The organism is Herbaspirillum sp. ST 5-3, from assembly GCF_004804275.1.
Lineage (GTDB): Bacteria > Pseudomonadota > Gammaproteobacteria > Burkholderiales > Burkholderiaceae_D > Noviherbaspirillum.
Genome location: NZ_STGI01000004.1, coordinates 315,557 through 328,040, shown reverse-complemented (window position 1 = coordinate 328,040; position 12,484 = coordinate 315,557). Strand labels below are relative to the sequence as shown.

The 12,484-nt window shown below is 57.4% G+C and carries 10 protein-coding genes; 2 read left to right on the top strand and 8 right to left on the bottom strand.

Annotated elements, in window-relative coordinates; translation table 11 throughout:
- Positions 1–27: 27 nt before the first annotated feature.
- The 6 genes from E6W33_RS10630 to E6W33_RS10605 all read right to left on the bottom strand — a co-directional run bounded on the left by E6W33_RS10630 (position 28) and on the right by E6W33_RS10605 (position 8,484).
- Entirely contained in the window at positions 28–828 is an 801-nt protein-coding gene (locus tag E6W33_RS10630; protein WP_136417264.1) for an OmpA family protein, read from the bottom strand.
- 53 nt (positions 829–881) lie between these two features.
- Entirely contained in the window at positions 882–1,877 is a 996-nt protein-coding gene (gene tagF / locus E6W33_RS10625) for a type VI secretion system-associated protein TagF (RefSeq protein ID WP_136417263.1), read from the bottom strand.
- Positions 1,878–1,907: 30 nt separating this feature from the next.
- On the bottom strand, positions 1,908–5,708 hold the full coding sequence (gene tssM, locus E6W33_RS10620) for a type VI secretion system membrane subunit TssM (protein WP_136417262.1): 3,801 nt from the start codon (positions 5,706–5,708) through the stop codon (positions 1,908–1,910).
- Positions 5,671–7,212, bottom strand: a complete 1,542-nt coding sequence (locus E6W33_RS10615; RefSeq protein ID WP_136417261.1) for a hypothetical protein — start codon at positions 7,210–7,212, stop codon at positions 5,671–5,673. Before E6W33_RS10615 ends, tssM begins: the two co-directional genes overlap by 38 nt.
- 56 nt (positions 7,213–7,268) lie before the next feature.
- Complete coding sequence (locus tag E6W33_RS10610; protein ID WP_136417260.1) at positions 7,269–7,538, bottom strand: PAAR domain-containing protein; 270 nt, start codon at positions 7,536–7,538, stop codon at positions 7,269–7,271.
- A gap of 91 nt (positions 7,539–7,629) precedes the next feature.
- A complete protein-coding gene (locus tag E6W33_RS10605) occupies positions 7,630–8,484 on the bottom strand; it encodes a M15 family metallopeptidase (protein WP_247869611.1) in 855 nt (284 codons plus the stop codon).
- Positions 8,485–8,603: 119 nt separating this feature from the next.
- Here E6W33_RS10605 and E6W33_RS10600 point away from each other — a divergent pair, with 119 nt between their 5' ends.
- Positions 8,604–9,536: a hypothetical protein gene (locus E6W33_RS10600; RefSeq protein ID WP_136417259.1), complete on the top strand. Its 933-nt coding sequence runs from the start codon at positions 8,604–8,606 to the stop codon at positions 9,534–9,536.
- Here E6W33_RS10600 and E6W33_RS10595 read toward each other — a convergent pair.
- On the bottom strand, positions 9,533–10,882 hold the full coding sequence (locus E6W33_RS10595) for an ATP-binding protein (RefSeq protein ID WP_136417258.1): 1,350 nt from the start codon (positions 10,880–10,882) through the stop codon (positions 9,533–9,535). The two genes, E6W33_RS10600 and E6W33_RS10595, sit on opposite strands and share 4 nt — an antisense overlap.
- Positions 10,879–11,598, bottom strand: coding sequence for a response regulator (locus tag E6W33_RS10590; protein ID WP_211097299.1), 720 nt, complete (start codon positions 11,596–11,598; stop codon positions 10,879–10,881). The genes E6W33_RS10595 and E6W33_RS10590 overlap by 4 nt, the downstream gene beginning before the upstream one ends.
- Before the next feature lie 227 nt (positions 11,599–11,825).
- Between E6W33_RS10590 and E6W33_RS10585 the strand changes: the two genes are divergently transcribed.
- Positions 11,826–12,293: a Spy/CpxP family protein refolding chaperone gene (locus tag E6W33_RS10585; protein WP_168798605.1), complete on the top strand. Its 468-nt coding sequence runs from the start codon at positions 11,826–11,828 to the stop codon at positions 12,291–12,293.
- Positions 12,294–12,484: the final 191 nt, after the last annotated feature.

The following is a 12,484-nucleotide window of genomic DNA, read 5'->3' as shown; positions in this document are numbered from 1 at the left end:
GGCAATGTTCTGAATAGATCCATCCACTTATTGGCTTACCCGAAACTCGATACGCCGATTTCGCCGCCTGCCTTCTTCGGTGGTGTTAGAAACAATTGGTTGGTCTGCGCCCATGCCGCTGGTGTTCAATGCTTGCGAAGAAATTCCGTGTGCCACAAGATATGTCTTGACGGACTCGGCACGTGAGCGCGAAAGAGAAGTATTACGCGCAGGTGCCCCGACGTTGTCGGTATGTCCGATGATTTCTATTTTCTTGGTATCCAGTTTTTTCAGTGCATCCACCATTTCGTTGAGAATTTCCTTCCCGGATTCGGTCAACATTGCGCTGCCAGGCTCAAATTCCACTACGCGATTTGCCAATGCTCTATCGACCAGGGATTGATCGTCAGCGGTGACGCGAAGACCATTCTTCACGACATAATTTGGATTGAGTGCAGTGGCAAAGTCATTTGCGATTGCTTTACGCACCGTTTCGCTATTGACCTCGCCTCGAATGGAAACAGTTGTGCCTTCAAGGACCAATTGCCCTTTGCTGATGGACTTCAATCGCTGGGTGATGAGCTTCGATGCATTGGCCGACCAGTTAGGCGGAGCTACAACACCACCAACGCCTATTTGATCGATGACCTGGCCGGCCCCATAGATCTCTTGCAGGCGCGCCAGCAAGGCCGCTTTACTGGCTTCATCCGGAACCGTTCCCGAAATAACAACGCGTCCCGGCGGGACGGAAACCTGGGACGGTGAGGTGCCGTCGCCTGCGGCCGCCATGGCGGAATGAAGCATCATGATGGCCGACAAGGTGATGCTTGAGCGAAGAGAGATGTTCATTCGAAATAAATTATTGACGTGAAGTGGCGGCATCCGGCGGGGATATCGTTCATCTATCCAGAAAATCCTTGCCGAAAGGTTTCAACAAGCTGCTGCAATGAGAGTTCCTCATGTTCCAGATAGCTTGACAACTTAAGTGTCGCCGCGTCCTGCAATGCATGGTCTTCGACCCAAGTGGATCGGCTGATGTCGATCAGCGTAGCCGATGCCGTATCTTCTTCAAACAGCGCGCGAAAGATGGTTGGTGTCGTGCCGTTGAAAGTGAGAATCAGTTTGGGGCTGCCAAAGTGCATGCATGAAAATACGCTCAGCTCGAAGTCTGCTCTGGAGAGAAAGACACTGATCAGTTGAAGCCATAGGGCCTTGACCAGCGCGAGCCTCGTCGGGTCACGCGGTAGCGGCATGGCCAGACCTTTTTGAGGCGCAACCGCGTAATTGGTCAACACGGGCTGCAGCAGATATCCGATCGCAAGAACCATCTGGCGCACGGATGCCTGGCCATCGGAGATGCCGAGGGCATTCGTCAGCCCGGCGACAGTGGTGGAACCAAGGAACTGATCGTAGCCATCGCAGACTTTGCTTCTCGCGAACTCAGCTTCCAGCGGTACGTCACTTAACGTAATCAATGTGTCTACGGCGTCATGCGCTTTGGCCGCGTGATGAATAAGGGCTCGTTGATGATTGACGTGCCGCTCCAGCACCATCGGACTGAGGTGGAGAAATTCGAGTGCGTTATCAGTCTCGAACAGAGTCGCAGCGATAAATGGAAAGCGGCGGGAAGATGCATCGCCGCTCGGAATCAGCGAGCCGCATATTGCGCGTTTCTTGCGCGTTCCCAGGAGAAGGAAGTCGACGGGGCCGGCGTTGTCGTAGTAATTCTTCCATCCGGGATTCGCGATCAGCAGTTCCATCCCTTGCGCGATCCAGTTGTCGATCAGGGCAATGATTTTGGTGCCAGACGTGCTTTTTACAAAATCACCGCGTGAGGCGATCTTTCCAAAATAGAGTGAGCTGGAATTGCGTAGCTGAATTGCATTGCTTGAACTCATGATTTGCTTCGCCTGTTCAAATATCTGATGTCAGCCTTCGATACCTGCCACCGAGGCTGGCAGTTTCAGGCCACGCAATCCCGTCTCGGCAGCGGCTCCTGATCCGTTGCTGCCGTTCCGCGAATCGCTGATGAGCTTGAAATTGACGCCTACCGTTGTACCAGCACCCGTCCAGGTCATGGAGAACAGGCCGTTATCGAGTTTTTTGCGCTGCGCCGAATTGATAAGTTTTTCCAGTCCGAATTGACCGGGAAAATCAACAACGTCGACCGATCGCCCGTCGGCGGTGATGGCGGTGATTTTCGCGCCTGGTTGGCCGAGGGATGAGGGCCACGTGAAGTTAAGCCAATCCTGCCTGCCGTTTCTGTAACGCAGGCTTTGACCGTCGATCTCGATCCGGTATTCGACCAGGCCGGGGGTCGGTAGTGGCTGGAGCTGGAAGTTGGTTTGAGGCTGGGTGTTGCCGGACGCTGATGGGGCGGATGCGCCCTGAGCAGCGATGAAGCGCGCGAGATTTTGGGTAAAAGATGAATTGAGATGCAGGCCCATATCGGCCCAGGTTCGGGCCGAAATCGTATCACCGCGTCGCACTACCAAGGGACCCATGGTGGTCTGCACGAACTTGGCGATCGCGCCGTCCGGCCCGAACATCTGGACAATTTCAGCCGGCGTCGCCTCAACCCGCGAGTCGGCAGCAAAAGGATATTTCGTGCCCAGTGACTTGTTGAATGGTTCGAATATTTGTGCTGCCCAGGTTCGATTCAGTTCTGCCTCGGTTGGCTGAACGATGACGGCAAACGCCTGCATCAACGGGCGAACCAGTAGTGGGCGTATGGTTGAGCGCTCGGCGTCCGGCATGCCCGTCAGCATGCTTTCGTCGACATACTTCAGCGCTTCTGACAGTTCCGAATTGCCACCGTCCAGCGTTGCTTGCATCAGTAGCCGGCTCGCCGGGCCTACATCGCCCGAGTTCTTGATTTGATTGAAACGCGTACGCACTTTGGACAGCTGGGCGAGATAGCCGTTGATCAGCGAGCTGTCCTTGTTCTCTCCACGTACGACAACGAGATTGGCGATGGCGGCAAAATTCTGACCGATCATGCCCGTCCGGATTTCACCTGGTTTGGCCGTGCCGAGGTTGACATTAAGCTGCGAAGGTGTCTGGCGAAGAATGGTGGCGCGGAACCAATCGGCAATTCCATTACGCGCACTTTGTAGCCCTTGGTTGACGAGCGAGGGATTGTCCCAGGACGTTTCCCGGTACAAGGTCTGTAGCAGAATATTGAGCGGGGATGATATCGGGTCGCCGAGCCGGTTCATGCCTGCTACCGCCTTGTCGAAATTGCCAAAGTCGGCAATCGTGATGCCTTGCGCGAACTTCTTCCACTCGCTGATGTACTCGGTCTTGTACATGCGCACCAACTCGCGCTGGATTTGTTCCGGGCTGCCTTCGAGCGACAGGTCGTCGCGAGCGGTCGTTTTCAGAACCCAGTCTGCACTCTGCAATTCCTTCGTGCTCGCCTCCTTGATCGCTGCTTCGATGAATTGCTCCCATGCGTCATGGGTAAATGCACCGGAGACTGCATGGCTGCCGGCGACAATCTCCTTGTTTTGATCGCCGACGATGCCGGCGACGGTGACAGCGGGGAAGCGCGTGGAGGCGCGCATCCTGATTTCGCTGTATACGCGTTCACGCGCAGGCGTTCCCTTGATGGCCACGCGGAGTGTTTCGCGCGCCTGGTCAACCAGGGCAAGTTTATTTTCAATGAGCGGGAAGTCCGGTTCCTGCGCCTGGGCGAGATAGAAGGTGATGAGCTTTTCGGCGCTGCGAATCACTTGTTCACGCGGGGCATTGCCGCGGCGCGTTTCCAGCCAGTTGCGCCAGAAGCGGGTGATCTGATCCCCCAGGTGGCCGGCATCGATATGCTCGCGGCTGGCAAGCATCAGGTAGGTTTTAAGTGCATTGTAGGCGTCCTCGGGGTTGGTCGGTGAAAGGTCTTTGTACAAGGCGCCGCCTGCTCTGGCTTGTCTGGTGTCGGTCGCGGCCCCTGTCGCGGAAGTATCGGTGTTCGACTGCGGCCTCACTGCAGATTCGAGTTTGCCTGCATTGGCATTCACCTCGCCAAGAAAGCTCTCGAGGTTGGCTGTTACCGGGGCGAGCATTACCTGTTGCAGTCCCTTGAAGTATTCGGCGCGCAGCATATGTTCGACACGTGCGCCCTGATACAGACCGAAGCCAAGCGCCAGGGGCTTGGTCGTACGATAGCGCTGCAGTTGCTCCAGCCGGTCTTGCATGACTTCGAGCGCCTCAAGCCGGGAAGCAAGGTCGACACTTGTTTCCTGGATCTTGACGACTTTCTCCAAGTCGGCCTGAACGTTGGCGACTAATTGGCGATTGGTGACAAATGACCAGCTCCAGCCGCCGAGCAGCAGGCCAAGCACCAGCACACTACCGAAAAAGATGGCTTGTCGCATCAGCAGCTTGTTCCGGCTTGCGTATTGGCGCACCAGGTTGCGGTCGGCGAAGATGACGGACGAGAACAGATTCCTGAGGAAAAAGCCCGTATTGGAGCTGATGCTTGCCGTCATTTTTCGACCGATGGAAAGCCCGTATTGCTGGACGATGCGCTGGCCGGTCGCGTGAGTTGCCACACCTTCCTGCACGGCGCTTGTGAAGTAGAAGCCGCGGAAAACGGGCTTGAACTGGAATGGGTTTTCTTCGAAGAGAGTCGCAATGAACGTTCGAAGATGCTGTTTGATACCAATGAACTCCATGGGAAAAGTCAGAATGCCAGGGCTCATGGCCTGGCCTCGATTGAGCGACATGCGTGTGCTGCCGAGTTCCTTGATGCCGTCACTGAGTGCGTCGAAGTGCTGGTCGAACAACAAGACTGCGTTAGCCTTGCCGTCCATGTCATATGGCAGGGTTGCGCCCCACACGCGGCTGCGCTCCTCTGCATCGGAATCTTCGAAAAAGTCGACGAATCCTGCGATCAAATCGACCTTGGTGAACATCACATAGACCGGTGCAAAGAGCTCGAGTCGCTCAGTGAGTTCCTGAACGCGCTGTCGCAACTGCTTTGCGAGATTGATGGTGACTTCCGGTCGATTGTTCGTCAGTTCGGCGATACTGGCGACAATGACGATGCCATTGATCGGCGCCTTGGGGCGATATTTCTTGAGCAGGCTGAGGAAGCCGAACCATTCGCTTCGATCTTCTTCATGCACGGCATAACGGCCGGCGGTGTCGAGCAGAATGCCTTCGGTTGTGAAGAACCAGTCGCAATTGCGCGTTCCTCCGAGGCCTTGAACGGCTTGGCCGCCCTTGTCCGAGAACGGGAAATTCAATCCCGAGTTAATCACTGCGGTGCTCTTGCCGGCGGCAGGGTTGCCGATAATGATGTACCACGGCATTTCATACAAGGCGGCGCTCCCCGTTGTCTGGCCGAGCTTGGATGTTTTGATCGTCTGGATCGCTTCGAGCAATCGCTTGCGTAGGACATCGACATCTTGTTTCTGGCCGGCCGGAGCCGCTTTGACGGCTTCTTCCGCCTGGTTCTGAAACATGCGGTCCATGGCGTCGGAAGCGCGCCGCGATTGCTTCCACTGCATGACCCAGTAGCCAGTCCATGCGAGCAGAAAAGCAAGCGCTATCGCAATAGACCACTTCGTCGGCACATGAAATACCGAGGCGACAAGATAGATGACGGCGAGGCCGAGTATCAGACCAAGCGCGGAAATTACCCGCTTGTCCTTGAGGAAATCGAAGATGCGGCTCATTGAAATCAATCGGTTATACGGCTTGAGAATGTTGTGAATCCGATTCGGCATGGAAGCCGTTTGCGGGGAGAAGTAATGTGGCGGCGCGATCGGTGTCGTGACCGACGTTGAAAACCAGAACCGGATGACCAGCGTCGACACACTGGCTTATGCCGGCGGAAAGGACACCGAGTACCGAGGCGGCGCCAAGATGGCCGCATGCTTCATTTGGGGCGAGGCGGTTTTGAATAGCGTCGAGTTGGGGCGCATGGGCGGCAATAGCTTCGATGCTTTCCAGCACTCTGTTGGCCCGGTGGTCTGCATCACATACGACAGTCCCTATTTGGTTCGCTGGGATGCCGGAAGCCTTTAGTGCGGCCTCCACAGTCCTGGCGAGATGCAGGAACGAAGTCCGAACTCGCGCATCGACGGGGGCTTCGCGCTGCACTCGTTGCACCGGTGTCAAATGACAGAGCGGTTGCACGGTTGCGGTAACCAATGCGCTCTGATTGGCGAACAGGACGCCGAAAGCCGCTTCGCCGATCATCAGACCATTAGGCCGTTCCGCGTCGAACAACTTTCCCTTGGACTCCAGATTCTCGACCACGTTTGCGCAAAGCAGGGAATCGCAGGCTAGCAGCAATAGTGCGCGCGGACGGTCGTCATCTTGCGTGGCGCGGCGAAAGTCCTCGGACAGGGTCAAGGCGCGCGCGTCGTCGCAGGCGGGCATGACTTCGACTGTGAGATCTTGAACGGCGTGCTGCAGGCTTGTGATTCGGGAAACTAGAAACTTCTGGATGAGCAGGTGTTCAGGCGGAGAAAGGTCGTCGGCGACGAGCAACGTGACGCGAAGTTGAAGAGCCTTCCCGGACGGTGGACGTATTCCGGCCGAACCGCGCAAAATGGGGATTGATGAAGCAGGTGCGGCGTCTGACCCGTTTTCATCAATCAGCTCCGATGGCCATTCTTGTAACGCCTGTTCCACGACAGAGTCGAGGAGGGTGAGCGCCCTGATGACGGCGTCGCGCAATTCCTCTTCCGCTTCCTCGTGCGCGTTTTCCGCCAGTTCGATGCGCAAAATTTGCCGCAGGTTTTCCTCGACGAATGTCGTGTCGAGATCGCGGGTTCTACCGGATAGCACCGGAAATCCGTTGCCATCGGTTAAAAATTCATCCGGCACCGGGCGACGCCGTCGTTCTGCGAGCGACTCGATAAATCCCCCGGCAGTGTAAGAGAGCGGGGTTGCGGACCAGGTGCCGAGAATGGGCAGATTAGCGGCGGGCAGGAAGCCCGCGCTGGGTATCGGTACTGCGTCCGGCATTTCCGATGTTGGACTTTCGGCCTTGGCTGCGGATTGCTTGCTTGAGGCGCGCCAGGCAAGGATCCCCAGACTAAGCACGAGCAGGACCGGAAGCGCGATGAGATAGACGAGGGTGTCTGAAGTCGTAATAACACGTTGCGTGACATGCCACCAGGTAAGCACGATGCACCAGGTTGCGGCGATCAGCGCGATGGATGCGACGGCGACGCGTGACGTGCGGCGCAACCTGCTGCTGGATGGAAATTGGGATGACATCGATAAAGGGCTGGATTGCAAGTGGCGATTTGAATTGTGGCAAGATTCCTTTTCGGCTACTTGCTGCCTGTCGGGAACTGTGTTGCGATCAGCACCGCGCCACATGCTGTCTTGTCTCCATGACGGGCGGCAGGACTGCCGTCGATGGTGACAGTTGGATCGCCGCTGACAATGACCGTTGTGCCGCCGTGACCCTTTTTCGGACAAGTAACCTTGTCACCCACACGCGCTATCCGCTTGCCATGTGTATCCGTGGTGGCGGCGCCGCCCACGACCTTTCCGCCGTGGTCCGTGGAGTCACCGATTACGATGAATGGTCGTGTCATATGGCAAAGTTGTTGTTTTGATAAACTTGTCTAGATGATAACTTGAATTGCGGGAAAAAGTCATCCCCTTTTGCCGTTGGATATTTGCCTGTTAGCGACGCGCCATCACTTCGGGTTTTCGCAGTTCGACATGGCCGAAATCCATCAATTGCCAGCGCCCGCCCCACACAAGCCCGACCGATTCCGCGAATTGTCCATAAAGACGATAGCCCTCCATCGCCCAAGGATCGCGTTCTGAGATAACGATCCTGCCTCCCCGATAAAACGCGCTGTCGGCGGCAAGCCCGTACTGGTGATAGCTTTGATATGCGCCGGCGTTGGTGACATGCGGGCCGAGCCGGGCGAGGGAGGCTTGCCTCTCCGGGCTGCGATAGCCTTCCAGGAGGGCCATCTGGTATCCGTGCTTTGCTATCAACTGATAGACGGTCAGCAGGCGCTGGCGGAATTCGGTATCGAATGCATTCCATTCCCGATTTGCAGAGGCGAGCTCGTTTCTCTCGGCCGCGATTTCACGGGTCACAAACAGTTCCGGCGGAAGTGGCGGCGGTGGAACGAGTTGTTCGCCCTGGAGGAGGCCGGCAATGACCGGCGCGCTGGCACGCGGCATATCGTCATAGCCTTCGAGGCCGCCGGTCGGTGCGAGCAGCTGAACAAGGATGGGGGGCACGCAAAGGATGACTAGTGCCAGGGAAAGGGCGCGCCGATGCCGGTGAAGAAGGTTGCGGGCGTGGTCGGCGTGCGTCAGGATGAGCGGAAATACCTGTCGTCGCCGGTATGAGGCCGATTGGCGTCGTGCGCTAAACCATCCCATAAGAGCGGCGCGTTTTTCCGTGAAGTGCAGTCGCCACTGCCGTCTTCTATCATTTCCCGCGACATACCAGCCGCCGAACCCGATCGCTGCACCGTAAATCACCGCAAGAAATACAAAGAAAAACGTTGCGCCCACAAGCTCCAGCCTTTGTAATTGAACATTGTCAAAAAAGCAAAATCAGATGTTATTATAAATGCAATTTTGGCAAATACTTGCGAGCAATCACATTTGCTCCAGGAAAGATCGACCACCGAATGAATAAGCGAATGACCGGAACCGTTGTGAATATGAATAAATTGGATCTCCCCTCCTTGTATGAAGCGGGAGCGGCCGCGAGCAGCAACGCGCAATTCAGCATTCTGGAGGCGCTTGAGCCGCGGCGCGGAAAGCTGCGGGGGTATCGCGGCCGGGTCTTGGGCGCGGCACTGGCGCTGATGGTTGCCATCGTTATGGTCATTTCTTTGAACCCGGCGTGGCTGAATGAAAGCTTGTCTTCAGCGGTGAGAGGAGAGCTTCCCCAACCGGCTCCCGTCCTAAAGGCAGTGGAATCGGTGCCCACACTTGCCTCGGCAGAGCTGCACGGTGCCGAACCGTCGCCCGCGCTGCCCGAAGCGCAACACGCACTTGCGCGGGTGGATGATGTGCTCGAACCACCCGCGACGACCCTGGCGACGGCAATTACCGTGAATCCGGCGCAGGAAAATGAGGGGAGCCCGCAGAAAACAACTGTGCCGGACCCGAAATCAGTTCAAGCTCCTTTGAAAAAAGGTCGAGTCGAGCGTAAGGAGATCGTCAAAACGAAGAAACACGACAGCACAAGCAAGACGAAGCTCGCGTCTTCAAACGGGAAGAGCAAGGACAAGGATGTTGAACTCATTGCGGCACTCTTGTCTCATGTGTCGCGACCCGCGGCAGGTGGCACTCAGCCTTCCCATGGAAGGGCAGAGACCGCTTCAACCCAGCATGCCGGAGCGGTATCCGTGGTGCCGGACCGGGCTCGAGCGAATGATCGGAGCAGTGAAATTGTCATGCGAGGGCCGGGGGATTCGACCGAATCACTGGTGAAGCGCTGCAAGGCCCTCGGCTTCATTGAAGGCGAATTGTGCCGCGTGCGCATCTGTTCGGGTCTTTGGGGCAAGAACCCGGCGTGCCCAACCAGCGTGGACAAGGCGGCCAACACTCACTAGTGCTTGCAGGGCAGCGAAAGGATGACCAAAAGCCCGCCCTCCGGATGGTTTTGCAGGCGAATAGTACCGCCGTGCTGCTCCGCGATATTGCGCGCGATCGTCAGTCCGAGTCCCGTGCCGCCGGTATCGCGGGAGCGGGAATTTTCCAACCGATAGAACGGATCGAACACCTTTTCCAATTCAGCTTCGGGGATGCCGGGACCGCCATCCTTGATCCGTATGGTGGCGAATGCGCCGTCGCGTTCTGCCGTGACATGCGCGTATTGGCCGTATTTCACCGCATTGTCGATCAGGTTGGTGAGGCATCGGCGAAGTGCCAGCGGTCGCGCCCGCAGCGCAGCGCGCGTCTTGCCGTCGATCGTCACCGATTGGCCTGCATCGACCGCGTCGGTGCATACGCTGTCGATCAAGGAGTCGAGGTCGAGCAGTTGCAGGGCTTCGGATGAATCCATGCTTCGCGCAAGATCCAATCCTTCGCGCACCATGCTTTGCATTGCGGAGAGGTCGTTGATGAGTTTTTCCCGCAGCTCGGCATCTTCCACTTTTTCCAGACGCAGACGCAGTCGTGTCAGAGGCGTCTGCAAATCATGTGTGATCGCGCCCAGGATATGGGCGCGCTGCTTGATGTGATGCCGGATGCGCGATTGCATGGCATTGAAGGCAGCAGCGGCCTGGCGGATCTCCAGCGCGCCGCGTTCGGCCAGTGGAGGGCGTTCGATGTCGTTGCCGAGTTCGGTGGCTGCCTGCGCCAGCTTTTTCAGCGGGCGCATGGTCATGCGTGCAATGAGCGCGGCAAGCAGGCCGACGCTGATCAGAAACACGACGCCGTAGGTCAGATAGTCTTGCCGCGGGCGCGGCAGAGGCGCGCGCGGCGGCGCGATCGTCACGCGCAATCTTGCACCGTCGTTCAGCGTGATGAGCAAGGCTTCACAGCCGGCCCAGTGGTCCGGCATACGGCGCATGCGACGACGCATGCCTGGAGGCGGACAGTCCGACGGCTTGCTCGTGACGGACGCAACTTGATACTCCTGCGGCAGGCGTTCATTCAACATTTCGGCGAGTTCGGTGCGCTGTTCGGTCGCGTCCTCGGTGGGATCGGCCATTTGGGCACGAATGCCCATGCCGGATGCTGCGGCAAGAAACTGCGGCCGCACATCGGCTGGAACGGTCTCCAGCGAAACGATGAACTGCGCCACACGTTCGACAGCATGGAAGTCGCGAAATTGTCTTGCCATCCGCTGGCTCTCGCCGAATGCGAGAAACAGCGTCAGGAGTGCGCTGACGACGACGCCGGAAATCAGGATGAGAATCACCCTGCTCGTCATGGACTGGAAGAGCGCTCTCATTCCTTGGCAACCACCGTGGCGAGCACATAGCCTTCATTGCGCACGGTCTTGATGATCTGCGGTGAGCGCGCATCCTCCCCCAGCTTCTGGCGCAGGCGGCTGATCTGCAAGTCGATTGACCGGTCGAAAGGATCGGCGTCGCGCCCTTGCGTCAGGTTGAGCAACTGGTCGCGGCTGAGGACGCGATTGGCATGGTCGAGGAAAACCTTGAGCAGGCGATATTCCGCTCCGGACAGCGCGACGACGGTGCCCTGCGGATTGATCAGGTGGCGCGCGGTGAAATCCATGGTCCAGCCGGCGAAGTGCATCTGCTGCGCTTCGGCAGTTTGTGCATTATGCGGCAATGACTGTGCACGTCGCAGGACACTGCGAATCCGGGCGAACAGTTCGCGCGGCTCGAAGGGCTTCGGGAGATAGTCGTCTGCGCCCATTTCAAGGCCGAGGATCCTGTCGAGAGGTTCACCGCGCGCGGTGAGCATGATGATCGGTATGTTCGAGCGGGTGCGCAGGTTGCGGCACAAGGTCAGTCCGTCATCGCCGGGCAGGTTCAGGTCGAGCACGATCAGGTCGATGCGCGCTTCGTCCAGGGTTTTCCACATCGCCTTGCCGTCGCCGGCCGTGAGCGTGCGATAGCCGTTCTTCTCCAGGTACTCGGCGAGAAGGGCACTGATTTCGCGATCGTCATCCACGATCAGGATTTGGGCAGGTTGTTCCATAGACGTAATTATGGCGATTCGGACGGTACAAGGCGTGACTGAATTGTATCCCTCTATTTCGCCCGGTCGGGCTGATACAACACGATACAAATTGCACCTCAGGCGTTACGCGGTGCTACAAGAATCCGAGTGGCAGACAAGCTCCCGATACATCCGGCCACCATCATGAGAACCGTGCTGAAACGGATGCACGCATACATCGAATGAATATGAGCATAGGAGTGATCATGATGAAATTTCGCAAACAATTGTTGACCGGGCTTGTTGCGCTGGGTATCGGTGCCGGATCTTTTGCCGCCTATGCCGGCGGGCCGGGCTGGGGCTATGGGATGGGCCCGGGAGGAGATGGTGGTCCGGCGAGGTTCAGCGAGCGCATGAAAGAGCGCATGGAACAGCGCCAGGCGCAACTGCATGACAAGCTAAAGCTGACGGCGGCTCAGGAGCCGGCGTGGAAGACCTTTACCCAGAAAATGCAACCGGGAACCCCGCCTGCGTGGGGCAATAGGGCTGAGCTGGACAAGTTATCCGCGCCCGAGCGCATGGAAAAAATGCTTGCACTGATGAAAGATCGCGAACAGCGCATGGCCGATCATGTGGTCGCCGTGAAGGATTTCTATGCAGTGCTGACGCCCGAACAGCAAAAGATTTTTAACGACGAGTTTGCCGCAGGAGGACATCGTCGCTTCCGTCGGTAATTTGTAAATCGACGAGGAAGGCAGCTTCCTCGTCATTGAATCGGGGCTTGCCCTTCTTCGACGCCGGCCTGCAAAAGGCTGGCGTTCGTCTCACACTCGTACTTGGCGAATTTCCATTAGAGCGCGATGCACCGTATGACGATGCATCGCGCTGTCCGCGCTCGATAAGCTTGCCGCGCACTGTCAGGCGG

Excerpts from the sequence above, each read along its gene's own strand:
- E6W33_RS10630 (WP_136417264.1), bottom strand. The coding sequence starts at position 828 with ATGAACATCTCTCTTCGCTCAAGCATCACCTTGTCGGCCATCATGATG.
- tagF (WP_136417263.1), bottom strand. The coding sequence starts at position 1,877 with ATGAGTTCAAGCAATGCAATTCAGCTACGCAATTCCAGCTCACTCTAT.
- tssM (WP_136417262.1), bottom strand. The coding sequence starts at position 5,708 with ATGCCGAATCGGATTCACAACATTCTCAAGCCGTATAACCGATTGATT.
- E6W33_RS10615 (WP_136417261.1), bottom strand. The coding sequence starts at position 7,212 with ATGTCATCCCAATTTCCATCCAGCAGCAGGTTGCGCCGCACGTCACGC.
- E6W33_RS10610 (WP_136417260.1), bottom strand. The coding sequence starts at position 7,538 with ATGACACGACCATTCATCGTAATCGGTGACTCCACGGACCACGGCGGA.
- E6W33_RS10600 (WP_136417259.1), top strand. The coding sequence starts at position 8,604 with ATGAATAAGCGAATGACCGGAACCGTTGTGAATATGAATAAATTGGAT.
- E6W33_RS10595 (WP_136417258.1), bottom strand. The coding sequence starts at position 10,882 with ATGAGAGCGCTCTTCCAGTCCATGACGAGCAGGGTGATTCTCATCCTG.
- E6W33_RS10590 (WP_211097299.1), bottom strand. The coding sequence starts at position 11,598 with ATGGAACAACCTGCCCAAATCCTGATCGTGGATGACGATCGCGAAATC.
- E6W33_RS10585 (WP_168798605.1), top strand. The coding sequence starts at position 11,826 with ATGATGAAATTTCGCAAACAATTGTTGACCGGGCTTGTTGCGCTGGGT.